Genomic DNA, 13,942 nt, shown 5'->3' on the forward strand with positions numbered 1-13,942 from the left:
ATGCGCGATTGCACGCCCCGTCCCCGCCGTACAGCGACTGTCCCCCGATGTGAGAAGCGCAAGCGCGGCTGGGCTAGTTGCCCAGCCCCTGGATGGAAAGATCGACCTGCTCAGCTGTTGGAAGAGCCACGTCGACGACGACGCCATCCTCGTCCGGACCGAGCGGCTCGAGGGTCGCAAGCTGAGTGTCGAGCAGGGAAGCAGGGAAGAAGTGTCCCGCCCGATGCGAGAGCCGGTCGGCCAGCACGGTGCGGTCGCCGTGCACATGCACGAAGCAGACGCGCGGCGCGCCCGTGCGCAGGATGTCGCGATAGGACCGTTTCAGGGCCGAGCACCCGACCACCGAAGGGCTGCCAGCCGCCTCGTCCTTGGCAATTTCTGCGGCCAGCGCCCGCAGCCAGGGTTCACGGTCATTGTCGTCGAGCGGAATGCCCGCGGACATCTTGGCGACGTTCTCCGGCGGGTGAAAGCTGTCGCCCTCGACAAAACGCCAGCCGAGCCTTGCGGCCAGCGCCTCGCCGACAGTGGTCTTCCCGCTGCCGGATACGCCCATCACCACGATATGCTGAAGGTCCTCACTCATAGCAGCCACCATCCCACAAGCGCGAAGGCGAAACCAATCACCCCGAGCAGGGTTTCCATCACCGTCCAGGTCTTGAGCGTCGTCCGCTCATCCATCTGAAGGAAGCGGCCGACGAGCCAGAAGCCGGAATCGTTCACATGGCTCAGCACCGTCGCGCCGCAAGCGATGGCGATCACGAGGAAGCACAGGTCGAAGGGGCTAAGCCCCGTCGTTGCCGCGACCGTTGGAGCGAGAAGGCCCGCCGTCGTCGTCAGTGCCACGGTCGCCGACCCCTGCGCCACACGCAGGGCCGTGGAGATGAGGAAGGCGGCGACGATCAGCGGCATGCCGATCGCCTCGAGGCTGCCGGCGAGCGCCTGGCCGATGCCGCTTGCTCGCAGCACGCCGCCGAACATGCCGCCGGCTCCGGTAACGAGAATGATGCCGCAGATCGGGCCTAGCGCCCCGTCCATCAGCTTTTCCATGTCCTTGAGCGTACGCTCGCCGCTGAGGACCCACATGCCGACGAGCACAGTGATCAGCAGGGCGACGGGCGTCTGCCCGGCCATGCGCAGGATGCTGACCCACAATGCGCCGCCGTCGATCATCTTGGCGGCGGCCAGCGTCGATAGGCCGGTATTGAGGAAGATCAGCACGAGCGGCAGCAGCAGCACCAGCATCACCGTGCCGAAAGACGGGGGCACTTCGTCGTGCGCCGCCTCGTTCGGCGACCCGAGAAGGGTTGGCACCGGCAGTTCGAAGCGTTTGCCTGCCCATAGGCCGAAGAGATAGCCGCCGAGATACCAAGTGGGCAGCGCCACGACGAGGCCGACGAGCACGAGCAGGCCGATATCCGCCCCCAGCAATTCGCTGGCGGCCACCGGGCCTGGATGGGGCGGGAGGAATGCGTGCATGACCGCAAAGGCGCCTGCCGAAGGCAGCGCATAAAGCAGAACCGAGCCGCCGAAGCGGCTTGCGACGCTGAAAATGATCGGCAGCATGACCACGAGGCCGGCGTCGAAGAAGATCGGAAAGCCAAACAGCAGCGAGGCGACTCCGAGCGCGAGAGGCGCGCGCTCAGGCCCGAACTGGCCGATCAGCCGATCCGCGAGCACCTGCGCGCCACCGGAGACCTCCAGCATCCGCCCGATCATCGCGCCAAAACCGACGAGCAGCGCCACCGAGGCAAGCGTCGAGCCAAAGCCCTGCAGCAGGGTCGGGACCACGTCCGTGAAGGAGATGCCGGTCACCAGCGCCGTCAAGAGGCTGACCAAAACCAGAGCGACGAAGGCATGCAGGCGCAACCGGAGGATAAGAAAAAGAAGCAGGCCAACGGCTGCCGCCGCGATCAGCAGGAGCGTCGCGGTTCCGTAGGCGGGTTCGATCGAAGTCATGTGTCCTCCTTGTTCCGGAAGTGAGGTCAAGGGCCATATAGTCTATGGCCCTTCACAGCAACCTACCTGAAAGAGGTGGGCACAGGAGATACGGCCGTATGAAGAAGGGCTTGTGGCCTGGCGCTAACGATCGCCTTCGACAGGCGATCGCGCGCTTGAGGCGCGGCGCATTGCCATAGGCACACATCGCCACACGCGCTCGATCATACTCCACCGGGCGTGTTAGGTATGGCAGCAACTCGGCAGCCTCTGTCGTGATCATTCAACTGAAAGGTAGAATAAATGCGCGCTACAATCCTGTTGGCAATGGTTCTCGCCCTCGCCGGATGCTCCCAGACCGGCGGCGGCGGCGGTGGCGGTGGCGGCTACGCCGCCGATTATGAAGCTGGTGACGGCGACTACTATCACGGGATCGTAGCGCCGAGATAAGGCCCGACCTTCTGCACGAAAGACCACCTTTCGTGTTCCAGCGGGATGGACGCTCGTTCAAGTCCATCCCGGCAATACCCCCTAGGCACACGCGCAGCCGCCTCGGCTATGATCAATCGAGGGCCTGCCGACTCATCCACCCGAAATCGCGAGTGCTGCGACGCGACGTCCGGACCCGTTTCATCGCCGCGGAGCATGCCGATTTGTGCAATCAGAGCCAGCGCCTGACGCGCGCCTTGTAGACCCGATAGACGTCGCCGAACTTGCGCTCAAGATAGGCCTCCTCGCGCGCCACGACGCCATAGCGGATGACGAAGTAGAAGGGCACCAGCAGGATCAGCAGCCACAGGCTGTCGAAGATGATGGAAAAGCCGATCAGGCCGAGAAACATGCCAGTATAGATCGGGTTGCGGGTGAAGCGGTAGGGACCGGCTTCGACAATCGCCGATGTCGGGCGATGGATCTGGATTTCGGTTCCCGCACGCCTGAAGCTCACCGCCGCCCAGATCAAAAGCGCGAGACCGGCGAGAAAAATGATGCCGCCGACGAGGGCGTCCGGCACGGTCGCGGGCACGAACGGCAACGGGTAGAGCCGGTCGAGCACGAGGCCACCGCCCACCGACATCACCCAGGCGATCGGCGGATGGATCACGGCGCCGGAACGGTCAGGCGCATTTCCCGTCGTCTCGTTCATCAAAACACCTTTGGTCTGGTTTCCGCGCCGTCCGTCCCCGCACCGATGGCGCTGGCTGCCATTTTAGAGGATGCGGGCCATTTGCGAAAACCCTCCAAGACGCTATGTGAACGGAGGATCATCGGCTCTGTCTGGGTCCGTGATCATGCCATGGCTACAACAGGACGAGACACATGAAAGCACGCGTCAAATGGGTGGAAGACCGGACCTTCGTCGGAGAGTCTGGTAGCGGCCACAAAGTCGTATTGGGAACCGCCTTCGGCGAAGAGGGGCGCACCCCGGGACCGAGCCCGATGGAACTGGTGCTGATCGGCACCGGTGGCTGCTCGGCCTATGACGTCGTGCACATTCTGGAGAAGGGCCGCGAGCCGGTGGAAGACTGCGTCGTCGAACTCGACGCCGACCGCGCCGAGACGGAACCGCGCGTCTTCACCCGCATCCACATGCACTTCATCGTCAAGGGACGCGGACTTGCGGTCAACAAGGTCGAGCGCGCCGTTTCGCTCTCGATCGAGAAATACTGCTCGGCCTCGGCCATGCTCGCCAAGACCGCGACGATCACCCACGATTTCGAAGTGGTCGACACCAGCGCTGGCTGAGAGCCCGACCTGGCGCTCGCATCCCCAGCGGTGCGAGCGCATCGACGACCCGCGGGCGCGCGGGTCGCTATCGTCGCGCGGGCTGAAACAGTTCGACAACATTTCCGGAGGGATCGATCAAAAGGATCTGCGCCCCTCCGGGACCGGTGACAATGTCATTGCGGAACATGACGCCGGCACGGCGCAGCCGCTCCACTTCGGCGTTGAGGTCATCGACGAGGAGATGGACGCGGTTCCAGCCGCCCGGCCCCGGCTTCTCGCCGTCCGGCATCGGCCGGCCGGCCGAACTCGTCGGTCCGCTCAGCAGCAGCCGCAGCGCACCGCGCTGCACATCTGCGAAAGCCGGTGCATAGCTCGACAGAAGCGAAAAGCCGAGGTGGGTCGTGTACCAGGCGATCGCCGCCTCGACGTCGTCGACCATGTAGCGGACATTGACTGTTTCCGACATTGCTTTTCCTCCAAGTAAACCCGGCCGGCCGATGCGGCTCCCTCACGCCGTTCCGAACTCACTCCGGCAGTCCGGCCAGCCGCAATCCTTCAACGTAACGCGCAAGCAAGGCCTTATCCCGGTAGGGTGCACGGGAACCGTATCGCTCGATCGAGAATTCCGGATTGAGTTTCAGGAGCTCCGCCGCGGCGCGACGTGCATCCTCAAGGCGCCCGAGTTGCGCGTAGGTCGCCGCCAGCAAACGGTAGGCCGAACCAAGATCGGCCATCTTCTCCAGCAGAGCCAACGCTTCGGTGTACTGGCCGGAGAGATACCTGGCAGCCGCGATGTTCCAGAAATACCAGTCCGGACGACTGGGGTTCAGCCGCAAGGCCAGTTCCCCGATCCTGATCGCGTCCTCCAACAGACCGAGATACCCCAGGGCATCGCAATATTCCGCAAGAAGATCGCAATTGTTCGGCGCCAGTTCGCGCCCACGCTCGTAACAACCGATGGCGCGTTCTGCCTCTCCCCTCCACAAATGGACGACGCCGAGCGCCCAGTGAACATCGGCGTCACAGGGACTGAGCTCCAAAGCCTTGCTTGCCGATGCGAAGGCACTGGCAAGCGTCGCTTCCATGTCGGCACGCTCGTTCCATTTCAGTTTGCGTATATCCAGCCAGGCCAGCCCGAGATATCCGCGGGCGTAGGCTGGATCAGCGTCGACCGCGGCCAGGAACATCTCCTTTGCCCGCCTGACCTCATCCGGTTTCAGGCTTTTTTCAATGTGCCGGCCACGCAGATAGAAATCGTAGGCGCTTGATCCTTTGAGCGGCTCGGCGAGAATCCGGTATCGTTCGGCCTCTTCGATTTTGACATTCAAGGCAGCCGGAATGGAACGGGACAACTCGTCCTGGACATCGAACATGTCGACAAGGTCGAAATCGTATTTCTCCGCCCAGATGTGTTCGCCAGTGGCATTGGTCAGACTGGCATTGACCCTGACCCGGTCGGCAGCGCGCCTGACGCTGCCTTCGAGCGTGTAGTAGGTTGTGCGTGCCTGAGGTTGCGGCTCGGGACGCGGCAACCGAACGATCACGTTCAAACCGGAGAACCGCGACAATGCCGCGACGACGTCCTGCGTGATGCCGGCCGCGAAATAATCCTCATCGGGATTGCCGCTCAAATTCGCAAAGCGCGACACATAGAGATGCGTCCGGCTCGACTTGACGGGGGGATTTTCCCGTATCTCCTGTGTCGGTGGCGCCATCAGCGCCGCCCCCTCCGATCCGCCGTCGTCGATGACGATATTGTAGATGTGGACGGGGCGGCCGATGTTCTTCAACGCCTGCGCGCCCGTGTCTTCGAAGCGGATGTCCAGGCGACCGCCCAGCGTGTCGTGAACCGAGGCGGAGACGGATATGCCACCCGGCTTGGCGAGGCTCTCGATGCGCGCCGCCACGTTGACGCCGTCACCGTAAACGTCACCGTCTTCAAACAGGATATCGCCGAGATTGATCCCAATGCGAAATTCGATCCGGCGATCCCGCTGCGTACCCGCGTTCCTCGTCTGCATTCCCCGCTGGATCTCGACCGCGCAGAGAACTGCGTCTTCCACGGCACGGAACTCCATCAGCATGCCGTCACCGATGAGCTTGACGATGCGCCCGTGATGCGCGGCGACCGCGACGTCCCACAGCTCCTGCCGATGAGCCATGAGGGTCGCAAGCGTGCCCTTCTCGTCGAGCTCCATCAGCCGACTATAGCCGACCACGTCCGCGGCCATGATGACGGAGAGCTTTTGTTCCATCGGCGCCCCCAGGCTCCAGCACCCCTATGGATAGCATATCCGGACGGGCGAGGCACTGAAGACGCGGCCACGCAGCCGACAGATCCCTGGGAGCGTCGATGACAGGCGGCGAAACGGCGGCTTCAATCCCGATAGAAGTTGCGCCGCCAGCGGTGGGCGGTCAGTTTCGCCCGCTGCGCATCCGGCAGGCCGGCACCGTCGCCGATGGCGCAGTTGCGCTCGACGTTGCGCACCGAACGCATGCCGGGAATGACCGTCGATACGGCCGGGTGGCTGAGAACGAAGCGCAGCGCCGTCTCGGCCAGTGCGTCGGGCTTGATTTCCAGATCCTCGACGATCTTCTGCGTTCGTTCCTCGACCTCGCGCTTGCGCTCGCCCCGGAAGTAGGTTTCCCGGAAGTCACCCTCGGGAAAGACGGTATCGGCGCGGATCTGGCCGGTCAGACCACCTTCGTCGAGCGCCACGCGGACGATGACGCCGACATTGTGCTTCAGGCACGCGGGCAGCAGTTTTTCTTCCGGCGCCTGCTCGAAGATGTTGTAGATCACCTGCACGCTGTCGACGACGCCGGTCTCGATCAGCCGGAGCGCATTGTCCGGCTCGTAGTCGTTGATCGAAACGCCGAAGAAGCGGATCTTGCCGTCGCGCTTCAGCCGCTCGACAGCCTCCAGCCAGTCGCCGCGGCCTACCCACTCGTCCGACCACACATGGAACTGCTGCACGTCGATCGTCTCGACACCGAGATTGCGCAGGCTCGTCTCGGTGCAGGCGATCACGTGGTCGGCCGGGAAGGTCTGCTCGGCCGGGGTGCCGGCGTGCGCCGGCCATTGCATGTTCTTAGGTGGGATCTTGGTGGCGACATGGATCGTCTCCGACCGCTCGCGCAGCAAGGCGCCGATCAGCTTCTCGCTGTGGCCCTGGCCGTAGCCGAGTGCGGTGTCGATGAAATTGAGGCCGAGGTCGACTGCGCGGTTGAGGGCGCGGGCGGACTCGTCGTCGCGCGCGCCCTGCCAATGGCTCTTGCCGATGCCCCAGGCACCGTAACCGATTTCGGAAATGCGCAGGCCCGTACGGCCGAAGGTTCTGTAGTGCATGGCGCTCTCGCTGGCATTGGGGAAGGAGGACGGGATACCGCCGGTTATCTAGGCTTCAGCGATCGACCGTCAACCGGGAAAATGTCACGGCCACGGCGGCTTTGTTGCCTCATACGTCCTAGGCAAGAAACCAGAAGAAAACGGCCGACAGGAAGATGAAGGCGAGCACGAGCCCCATGAACTGCCGCATGCCCTCGCTCGTATTGTCGCCGAGCAAGGCGACCCAGATCGGCCCGCCGCTGCAGTCTTCGTCGCGCATGTCGCGGATGGAAGCCAGCGCATCGCGACCGACCGCCGGACGGCTGTAGTCGTGCGGCGGCGGCTGCCGGTTGCGATGAGGGGCGAGAGATCCCGAAAGATCCGGCGCCACCAGGCCGCCGTCGCCGGCGTCGACCACGGGAGGCAACCGTTCCTGCGTCGTCGACCCGTCGCGGGTCGCGTCTCCTGCCCGCAGGCGCCCTGCGCCATGGTGAAACGCCCAGCGCTGTGGTTTCGACTGCGGATCGGATTTCACGTGCCGGATAGACATCACGCACCTCCACAGGCGTAACCGCTAACCGGGCACTTTGGTTCCGTGCGCGGGCATGCATTGTTGATCACGGGGGCGTGGCGTCGACGAATTCGACACTTGAAGGACGCAATTGCCGGCAGCGTCTGCCGAAAAACAAAAGAGCCCGCCGCGGGAGGAGCGGCAGGCTCTCTAAAAATCGATCAGCAGCCTGGGAGGAGGAGTGGCGCTGATCTCGTGAACGATCCATGGGAGGAGGAGATCGTTCACCGCATCGAAGCTCTGCGGGAGGAGATGCATTGCTTCGATGAGGTGAATATACAGGGTTTCTGCCCAAATCGTAGGCGGATTTTGCGCAAGCCAGCTATGCGCTATGCGCGCAGCGCAATACCGGCGCATCGGTCCAGAGCCGCCGTAAATGCGATCGAACGGCCGGTGATGCCGGCGAAACGCGGGCAGGCGGAAACGGGTTTCACGCCGCCCGTATTCCGACGTCGTAGGCGCTTCTGCCGCGCGAAACCGTCAGTTTTCCATGAAGGCGCGCGCCATGCTGTCGCGGATCGGCTTGGTGAGATAGTCGAAAAAGGTCCGCTCCGCCGTCTGGATCAGAATTTCCGCCGGCATGCCGGGGGTCACGACGAAATTGTGAACTCTTGCAAGCTCGCTTGCCGGAAGGCTGACGCGCGCCAGGTAGACCTCGCGCGTGCCCTCATGCGTCTGCACCGGCAGGGCGTCCGCCGACACGTAGAAGACCTGCCCATTGAGGACCGGCGTCGTGCGCTGGTTCAGCGCGGTCAGCCGCACCGTCGCCTTCTCGCCGACCCGGATATTGTCGACGTCGGTGCGCAGCACCTGCGCCTCGATGATGAGCGGTACATCGGCCGGCAGGATTTCCATGATCGGCTTGCCGCTCTCGATGACGCCGCCGGACGTATGAAAATGCATCCTGATGACCGTGCCGGTCACCGGCGCGTTGATCGTCGCGCGGCGGAGCACATTGGTGGCGCCGCGCAATTGTTCACGCACTGTGTCCAGTTCACCCTCGGCCTTCTGCAATTCGTCGAGCGCAGCCTCTTGGTAGCTCTGTTCGGTCTGGTTGACCTGCTGCTGCTGCTTGAGGATCTGGGACCCGGTCTCCGAGACTTCGGACATCAGACGGCCAATCTGGCCCTCTGCATCGGCGATCGCGCGCTGGATGGTCTTGATCTCCGTCTTGCGGATCAGGTCCTTGGCCAAAAGCGTCTTCTTGCCGATGTATTCCTCCTCGAGCAGGACTCGTTGCTCGCGCACCGATTTCAGCTGCTCCTGAAAACCTTGCGAGCGGAACTCCAGGCTCTCGATATTCCGCTTCAACAGTCCGATATCGCTGTCGAGCTTGCTCCTCCAGGTCTGAAAATTGAGCTCCTGGCTCTGCACGATCGGGACAATCTCAGGATCTTTCTTGACGTGCTCCGTGAGAACCGCGGGCAGCACGATCTGCTTCAAACCGTGCGCCTGCGCGGTCAGCCGGGCGACGATCGCCTCCAGCCGCGCCCAGCGCAGAAAATACTGCCTCTCATTCGCTTGTGCGGCCGTTTCGTCCAGCCGCACCAACGGCTGATCCACGGTTACGCGGTCGCCCTCGCTCACCAGAATATCCTTGATGATCCCGCCTTCGAAGTGCTGGACCACCTTGTTCTGCCCGGTTGCGACAAAGCTGCCCTGGGCGATGATGGCAGCCGCCAGAGGCGCGGTGAAGGCCCAAAGGCCAAAGCCGCCGAAGGTCACGACGATCAGCACCAGGCCGATCATCGTATGCTGCCAGATTGAACGCGGAACCTCTGCGTACCAGGTCAGATCCTGTACTTTGGCCATGTCGCTCATGATCGCCTACGGAAGCTGGTTTTGTTCGAGCGGGTTGCCTTCGGTATTCACCCCACGCGAAGCGAGTGCCTTGAGAACGTCCTGGCGCATGCCGAAGAGCGCCACCGTGCCGTTGACGAGCAGCAGAACCTTGTCGACGCTGTTCAAAAGCGCCGGTCGCTGAGTGATGGTGACAACCGTGATCTTCTCACGCTTGGCATGCGTCAGCGCCCGCGTCAGCGCCGCCTCGCCGGCGGTATCGAGATTGGAGTTGGGCTCGTCGAGCACAACCATGCGCGGGTTGCCGAAGAAGGCGCGGGCAAGGGCGACGCGCTGCTTCTGGCCGCCCGATAGAGGCGAGCCGTCGGCGGCCACCACGGTCTCGTATCCGTGCGGCAGCATGGCGATCATGTCGTGAACATCGGCAAGCTTGGCAGCGGCGTAGATGTCGGCGTCGGTGGCATCCTCGCGCATGCGGGCGATGTTGGCCTTGATCGTGCCGGGAAACAGCTGCACGTCCTGCGGCAGGTAGCCGATGCTTTCGCCGAACTGCCGCTGGTCCCAGTTCCTCAGGTCCATGAGATCCAGCCGGACGTTGCCCGACGTCGGCAGGATGGATCCAACCAGCATCTTGCCGAGCGTCGTCTTGCCGGCACCGGAACTGCCGATCACGGCAAGCGAATCGCCGGGCTCCAGCGCAAAGGTAATTCCGTTGAGCACCACGCGCTTGGTGCCCTGCGGAACGAAAAGCAGGCGCTCGACATCAAGGCGCCCTTCGGGCCGCGGCAGCTTCAACCGTTCGAAATTGAGCGGTGACGTCTTCAGCAGCGCGGAAATGCGCCCATAGGCAGCACGCGACTGGATGACCTGGCTCCATCCCTCGATCGCGCCCTCGATAGGTCCAAGCGCGCGGCCCGCGATGATGGAGGCCGCAATCACCATGCCACCGGTGAGCGAGCCATTGAGGGCGAGATGGGCGCCCCAACCGAGCATCGTCACCTGCGTCAGGAGGCGCACCGCCTTGGACAGCGACGCAAAGGCGATGTTGCGGTCCTGCGCCATCACCTGGGCCTTGAGCGAACCGGCCATGTCCTTGCCCCAGATGTGCACGGCCTCCGGGATCATCGCCAGTGCGTTGATGATCTGGGAGTTGCGCGACATCGAATCGAGGTGAAGGTTGGCCTTGGTCTGGAAATTGGTCGCTTCGCCGAACGCCGCAGCCGTCGCTTTCTGGTTCAACAGCGTAACGATGAGGAGGAGAACGGCTGAGGTGACGACGATTATCCCGAGATGCGGATGGATGAGGAAGACCGCCACCAGAAAGAGCGGCGCGATCGGCGCATCGAGAAACGAAAGCAGCGTGCCGGAGACGAGGAAGGAGCGAAGCTGCTGCAGGTCGCCAAGCGTCTGGTACTCGCGCCCGTTGCTATGCAGGGCGGCTCTCGCTGCCGCGCTCAGGATCGGCGCGCCGAGTTGCGCGGCCACCTCCACGGCGGTGCGCATCAGGATCATGCGGCGAATGGCGTCGAAAACCGACTGCAGCAGCACCGCGCCGACGATGATCGCCGTCAGCATCACCAGCGTGTCGACCGAGCGGCTGGTCAGCACCCGGTCCGAAATCTGGAACAGATAGACAGGGATCGAAAGCACGAGGATGTTGGTGACGATCGTAAACAGCATGACGATCATCAGGTTCTGCCGGATCGCCTTGAGACCAGCGCTGAGGCTCGCCGAAAAATCGACCGGGCCAAGGCGCTTGTGGAACACGCCCCCTCCACCGCCTCCGCCGCCGCCCTTGTCGGACGATCCGCCACCCTTGTCGGGCGACCGCGGCTCGGCCTTGATCGGCCCACGGTCGGCTTCGATCACCACCATGCCCGAAGGCGAATATCTCTCCTTCATCTCCGCGGTCGGCCAGGCAACCGGTTTTCCGACCGGCTTTTCGATGCAGGGTTCCGGCTTTGGTTCCTCCTGCAACGGGCGGCGCTCGACCGTCGCCTCGCCGCGCAGAGCCGGCTCGGGTCTGGCCACGGGCTCGGTCTTTGGAGGCCACGGCCGCGACGTGACGTTGACCGTCTCAGCGGCATCCGCCCGTGGCGTTCCCATCTGTGCGCGTGACGCCTGCGCGACCCCGATCGGTGCGGCCGGTGCAGCAGCGCGCGCCGGTGCGAGGCCGGGTGTCGGACCGGTGATCTGTACCGGCCTTGCGGCAACGCCCGATCCGGGAAGAGGCGAAACGGGTGAAGGGGTCCAGTTGCCATCCTCGCCGGCGCCGTTTGCCGCCACTCTTCTTATTTGGTCCGCCACCCCGTCGATCTCCCTAACAGCACGGTCCAGAACGTGTTCCTGATGATTGAGCTTGCGCAGAAACTGCCGTCGCGCGGCGTCGGCGCCGGATGCTTCCGGCCGTGTTCCGTTTTCCTCCGCACGCGAAGCGGCATCGGCGCCGGTTTCGGCAGACACTGGCCGAGACGGATTGGTGCGGTCGGTCATGACTATCCTCCCGCACTCCCATCAGGCGACCATGCTGTGCATGGGGTCGGCACTGGCCGTATCGATGCCGTGCCCATGGCTCGGCGAGATCTGATCCTGCGGCTGGTGGCCGAAATCCGGAGTGAGCATGTCGTCGCCGAGAAAGACGACCGCTTCGCTGACCAGCGCATCCGGGTTCTGACTACCGAGATAGGGATCGTTCTTGACCAGCTCCGCCTGGATGAGCACCTCGTCCGAATAGGCGCCGCCGCCGGCATAGATCGTCTTGCCGGTATCGACATCGACGATCCCGGCATAGTTCAGCAGAGCATTCGAGCCCGTGGAAATGGTCCAGTCCGCGTCCGGGCGCGCCTCGAGCGCGTTCATCGCCAGCGTCACCTGATCGCTGTCGCCGAGAATGTTGGTCTGCTGGATGTAGTTGAGGCTGATGAGGTCGCCGGAAATGTAGAGCACCCTCAGGCCATTCAGCCCGGCAAAGGCGGGATCATGCAGAAAGTCGTCGCCCGACGGCTTCTTGCCTTCCGACAGATCCTGCAGCGCGGACAGGTAACCGTCCGACATCGGATTGACCGGGCCTGCACTGCCAGCTTCGACGATTCCGGCATAGTTCCAAAGCAGGTTTCCGCCGGTCGAGACCGAACCGGCGCCGCTGGTGTGAAAGCCGCCGACGGCACCGATCAGATCGTTGTCGAGCAGGATGTTCGTCTGCTGGATGATGTTGGCGTCGAAGACGCTGCCGCCGACGAAGATCAGGTCAAAGCGGTATCCGAGCTCCAGCAGCGATATCTGGTTGGCCGCCGTGTTGTCGCCACCGACGATCGAAAGCTTCGAGCCCGAAGCCGCGAGGATCGCCGTGTCCTGGTCCGACATGAAAGTGAACTGCTGGAGCCAGTTGACCATCATCAGGTCGCCCTTGACCTCGGTGATGGCCCAGACCTTGGGGAAGTCGGCGGTGTCGGCATGCGTCGTCTGCGCCGGCTCGACATGTTTGAACATGGCGATGTTGAACGCCTGGGTAGCATGCTGCTCAATATTGTTGCCGCTCAGCGCGGAACTGACGAGGTCGCTGTCATAGTGGGTGTTGACCTGAACGATCGCGTTGAGTTCGACGTGGTCGCCGGCCACCGCCAGCACTTCGGCCTGCAGCCAGTCGCTGGTGATGACGACGGAGTTGACCAGCGTGTTGCTGCCCGCTTCCAGCTCGACCGAAGTGTCGACCGCGACGGCACCCTCGCCATAGGCGATGCCGCCCTCGACTTCGACCCCGTCGTTCGACAGTTCGGGCTCGTCCGGCGCATCGGAAGCCTCGTCCGGGTCCGGCAGGTGATCCTTGAGAACCGGCGCTTCCTCAACGATCACGCCGTTCACATAGATGCCTTCGAGCGTGCTGGCCCTGGCTGAAAAATGGGTGACGCTCAGCCCCCCGGCCTCCGCTTCGCCGCCGGTGGAGAATGCCTCAAGCCTCTCGGCCGTGCCGACAACGAGGCTGGCGATCGCGTCACTGGAGCCGGCGACATCCGTCTCGCCGAGCAGCGAAATACTCTGCGTCGCGTCGATGAGCTCGGCCATCGTCGCGCTGTTGTCGATCTGCAGGCCGGACTTCAGGCCATGCCCGCCGACACTGACGAAATCATTGTCCGAAAGCTCGGCGGTCTGGTTGCTGTAGACCACCACCGAGCCCGGCGGGTTGATGTGCGGCTCGACCACCTGCGAGGCCGATCTCGGCGATGCGCCCTGCAGGGAGGCTTCCGAGCTGGCGCGGCCAAGGGAGCCGCCAAAAATCGGGTATTCGGGGAAGGACACCCCAGCATAGCCGTCCGGTATCGGCATGAAGATGTCCGGTCCGACCGGCTTGTACGGGACGTCGGGGTTGAAGTCGTCGAGATCGTAAGGTGCGTGCACCTTGACCGGCGCAGAAACGAGCTCCTTCGGATCCTTGTGGACGTCGCGATCCGGGTCGAACTTCTCATGGATTTCACGCAGACGCGCCTCTTCGGTAGAGAGTTCGAAGAGACCGATGAAATGGGCAATGGCCTCGGTGATCTTTGCGGAATACAAGGTCAGGCCCTCCTCTTGTCGTCGGCAGTCCC

Annotated in this window: 12 protein-coding genes; 2 read left to right on the forward strand and 10 right to left on the reverse strand. The window is 63.5% G+C overall.

Going from position 1 to position 13,942, the window contains the following annotated elements; genetic code table 11:
• Nucleotides 1-73: 73 nt before the first annotated feature.
• Nucleotides 74-583, reverse strand: coding sequence for a gluconokinase (locus tag OVA00_RS03515; RefSeq protein WP_268088006.1), 510 nt, complete (start codon nucleotides 581-583; stop codon nucleotides 74-76).
• A complete protein-coding gene (locus tag OVA00_RS03520) occupies nucleotides 580-1,956 on the reverse strand; it encodes a GntP family permease (protein WP_268088007.1) in 1,377 nt (458 codons plus the stop codon). The genes OVA00_RS03515 and OVA00_RS03520 overlap by 4 nt, the downstream gene beginning before the upstream one ends.
• A gap of 282 nt (nucleotides 1,957-2,238) precedes the next feature.
• Here OVA00_RS03520 and OVA00_RS03525 point away from each other — a divergent pair, with 282 nt between their 5' ends.
• Nucleotides 2,239-2,385, forward strand: a complete 147-nt coding sequence (locus OVA00_RS03525; protein ID WP_156400696.1) for a hypothetical protein — start codon at nucleotides 2,239-2,241, stop codon at nucleotides 2,383-2,385.
• 211 nt (nucleotides 2,386-2,596) lie between these two features.
• On the opposite strand, the gene OVA00_RS03530 is transcribed toward OVA00_RS03525, so the two are convergent.
• On the reverse strand, nucleotides 2,597-3,079 hold the full coding sequence (locus OVA00_RS03530) for a methyltransferase family protein (RefSeq protein ID WP_060604515.1): 483 nt from the start codon (nucleotides 3,077-3,079) through the stop codon (nucleotides 2,597-2,599).
• A 173-nt stretch (nucleotides 3,080-3,252) separates the two neighbouring features.
• On the opposite strand from OVA00_RS03530, the gene OVA00_RS03535 reads away from it, so the two are divergent.
• Entirely contained in the window at nucleotides 3,253-3,678 is a 426-nt protein-coding gene (locus OVA00_RS03535; RefSeq protein ID WP_060604512.1) for an OsmC family protein, read from the forward strand.
• Between the two features lie 67 nt (nucleotides 3,679-3,745).
• Here the strand turns inward: OVA00_RS03535 and OVA00_RS03540 are convergent, their stop codons facing one another.
• The 7 genes from OVA00_RS03540 to OVA00_RS03570 form a co-directional block, all read right to left on the reverse strand.
• Complete coding sequence (locus tag OVA00_RS03540) at nucleotides 3,746-4,126, reverse strand: VOC family protein (protein ID WP_112771494.1); 381 nt, start codon at nucleotides 4,124-4,126, stop codon at nucleotides 3,746-3,748.
• A 58-nt stretch (nucleotides 4,127-4,184) separates the two neighbouring features.
• Nucleotides 4,185-5,915: an adenylate/guanylate cyclase domain-containing protein gene (locus tag OVA00_RS03545; protein WP_090297105.1), complete on the reverse strand. Its 1,731-nt coding sequence runs from the start codon at nucleotides 5,913-5,915 to the stop codon at nucleotides 4,185-4,187.
• A 122-nt stretch (nucleotides 5,916-6,037) separates the two neighbouring features.
• Nucleotides 6,038-7,009 carry an aldo/keto reductase gene (locus tag OVA00_RS03550; protein WP_060604505.1) on the reverse strand — a complete coding sequence of 324 codons (972 nt, stop codon included), beginning with the start codon at nucleotides 7,007-7,009 and terminating at the stop codon, nucleotides 6,038-6,040.
• Nucleotides 7,010-7,127: 118 nt separating this feature from the next.
• On the reverse strand, nucleotides 7,128-7,538 hold the full coding sequence (locus OVA00_RS03555; protein WP_268088015.1) for a hypothetical protein: 411 nt from the start codon (nucleotides 7,536-7,538) through the stop codon (nucleotides 7,128-7,130).
• A gap of 501 nt (nucleotides 7,539-8,039) precedes the next feature.
• The gene (locus OVA00_RS03560) at nucleotides 8,040-9,380 is read right to left on the reverse strand and encodes an HlyD family type I secretion periplasmic adaptor subunit (RefSeq protein WP_034787518.1); all 1,341 of its coding nucleotides are present in this window, start codon (nucleotides 9,378-9,380) and stop codon (nucleotides 8,040-8,042) included.
• A 6-nt stretch (nucleotides 9,381-9,386) separates the two neighbouring features.
• Nucleotides 9,387-11,852, reverse strand: a complete 2,466-nt coding sequence (locus tag OVA00_RS03565) for a type I secretion system permease/ATPase (protein ID WP_060517687.1) — start codon at nucleotides 11,850-11,852, stop codon at nucleotides 9,387-9,389.
• Nucleotides 11,853-11,873: 21 nt separating this feature from the next.
• Complete coding sequence (locus OVA00_RS03570) at nucleotides 11,874-13,910, reverse strand: type I secretion protein (protein WP_268088016.1); 2,037 nt, start codon at nucleotides 13,908-13,910, stop codon at nucleotides 11,874-11,876.
• Between the last annotated feature and the right edge of the window lie 32 nt (nucleotides 13,911-13,942).

The organism is Ensifer sp. SL37 (assembly GCF_026672675.1).
GTDB lineage: Bacteria > Pseudomonadota > Alphaproteobacteria > Rhizobiales > Rhizobiaceae > Ensifer > Ensifer adhaerens.

Excerpts from the sequence above, each read along its gene's own strand:
- OVA00_RS03520 (WP_268088007.1), bottom strand. The coding sequence starts at position 1,956 with ATGACTTCGATCGAACCCGCCTACGGAACCGCGACGCTCCTGCTGATC.
- OVA00_RS03565 (WP_060517687.1), bottom strand. The coding sequence starts at position 11,852 with ATGACCGACCGCACCAATCCGTCTCGGCCAGTGTCTGCCGAAACCGGC.
- OVA00_RS03530 (WP_060604515.1), bottom strand. The coding sequence starts at position 3,079 with ATGAACGAGACGACGGGAAATGCGCCTGACCGTTCCGGCGCCGTGATC.
- OVA00_RS03525 (WP_156400696.1), top strand. The coding sequence starts at position 2,239 with ATGCGCGCTACAATCCTGTTGGCAATGGTTCTCGCCCTCGCCGGATGC.
- OVA00_RS03515 (WP_268088006.1), bottom strand. The coding sequence starts at position 583 with ATGAGTGAGGACCTTCAGCATATCGTGGTGATGGGCGTATCCGGCAGC.
- OVA00_RS03555 (WP_268088015.1), bottom strand. The coding sequence starts at position 7,538 with ATGTCTATCCGGCACGTGAAATCCGATCCGCAGTCGAAACCACAGCGC.
- OVA00_RS03550 (WP_060604505.1), bottom strand. The coding sequence starts at position 7,009 with ATGCACTACAGAACCTTCGGCCGTACGGGCCTGCGCATTTCCGAAATC.
- OVA00_RS03545 (WP_090297105.1), bottom strand. The coding sequence starts at position 5,915 with ATGGAACAAAAGCTCTCCGTCATCATGGCCGCGGACGTGGTCGGCTAT.
- OVA00_RS03540 (WP_112771494.1), bottom strand. The coding sequence starts at position 4,126 with ATGTCGGAAACAGTCAATGTCCGCTACATGGTCGACGACGTCGAGGCG.
- OVA00_RS03560 (WP_034787518.1), bottom strand. The coding sequence starts at position 9,380 with ATGAGCGACATGGCCAAAGTACAGGATCTGACCTGGTACGCAGAGGTT.
- OVA00_RS03535 (WP_060604512.1), top strand. The coding sequence starts at position 3,253 with ATGAAAGCACGCGTCAAATGGGTGGAAGACCGGACCTTCGTCGGAGAG.